The organism is Lactobacillus nasalidis (genome assembly GCF_016587775.1).
GTDB classification, from domain to species: domain Bacteria; phylum Bacillota; class Bacilli; order Lactobacillales; family Lactobacillaceae; genus Lactobacillus; species Lactobacillus nasalidis.
The window spans coordinates 1-1,299 of record NZ_BOCG01000455.1 but is presented as its reverse complement, the minus strand read 5'-3'; the positions used below and the strand labels follow the sequence as shown (position 1 = coordinate 1,299).

General features: G+C 52.3%; 2 rRNA genes and 1 pseudogene. All 3 read right to left on the bottom strand.

Annotation, left to right across the window (positions count from 1 at the left end):
• Positions 1-2: 2 nt before the first annotated feature.
• A pseudogene (locus lacNas_RS08700) lies at positions 3-863 on the bottom strand (TrmH family RNA methyltransferase).
• Between the two features lie 63 nt (positions 864-926).
• A 5S ribosomal RNA gene (gene rrf / locus lacNas_RS08695) occupies positions 927-1,043 on the bottom strand.
• 68 nt (positions 1,044-1,111) lie between these two features.
• Positions 1,112-1,299 (bottom strand): 23S ribosomal RNA (locus lacNas_RS08690); the annotation flags it as partial.

Genomic DNA, 1,299 nt, shown 5'->3' with positions numbered 1-1,299 from the left:
CGCTAGTCCAGGCCTTTTTTTACTTCCCAAAATGCCAGCGCGCTGGCGGCGGCAACGTTCAAAGAATCAACGCCTTCAGCCATTGGAATCTTGATCGTGTAGTCACTCTCAGAAATCGTTTTTGCCATTAGCCCCGGCCCTTCTGAGCCCAGGATCACGGCCAGGCGGTCGGCGGCTTTTAAGGCTGGATCGTCAATGTCGACCGTATTGTCCCTTAAGGCCATGGCCGCTGTCTTAAAGCCCAGGCCTTTAAGGCTGGAGACGCCAGCTTCCCGCTAGGCTGTCTTGTCCAAATAAGTCCAGGGCACCTGGAAAACCGTCCCCATGCTGACCCGGCCAGAGCGCCGGTAAAGAGGATCACTGGAATCTGACGTGATCAAAACCCCATCCATTCCCAAGGCCGCAGCCGAGCGGAAAATTGCCCCGACATTGGTGGGGTTGACGACGCTTTCCAATACGGCAACTCTAGCTTTGTCCGGCAAGGACCTGGAAAATTCTTCCAGACTTGGCTGCTTTTTCCTCCTGAAGGCACAAATCGCTCCCCGCAGCAGGTTATAGCCAGGCAACTGCCGCAGTAATTCAGATTGGGCGACGAAGATTGGAAAAGCCGGCAGTCGGTCTCCATTGGCGGCCAGTTCATGCTCCAAATCAGTCAGATCGCGGTCTAGAGCCTTTTCCTCAGCCAGCATGGCAATTGGCTCATAGCCGGCCCGAATGGCCCGTTCAATCACCTTGGGACTCTCAGCAATGAAGACGCCAGGTTCGGGTTCATAATAATGAAAAAGCTGGGACTCGTTGTAATCCGTGAACAATTTCAGCAGCGGATTGTCGAAGGCTGTAATCTTTACCAGTTGATTCTGCATGTTTTACCTCAATATCAGCAATCTTACAAAAAAAGAGCCAGACTTCCGTCTGACTCTTGCTTGGCGCGGCAGCTTCCTATCCTCGCAGGCAGTTTCCCACCAACTACTTTCGGCGTTAAGAAGCTTAACTGCTGTGTTCGGCATGGGAACAGGTGTATCCTTCTTGCCATTGCCACCGCACTCTTCTTTGAGCTTGCACGCTCAAAACTGAATATCTCTTCCAAGTCAAAACCTATTGCTTCGCTCTTTTGGTCAAGTCCTCGACTGATTAGTACCGGTCCGCTCCAAAGCTCACGCTTCTTCCACTCCCGGCCTATCTACCTCATCGTCTCTGAGGTGTCTTACTTTCTTGAAGAAATGGGAAATCTCATCTTGAGGGGGGCTTCGCACTTAGATGCTTTCAGCGCTTATCCCGTCCGCACATAGCTACCCAGCG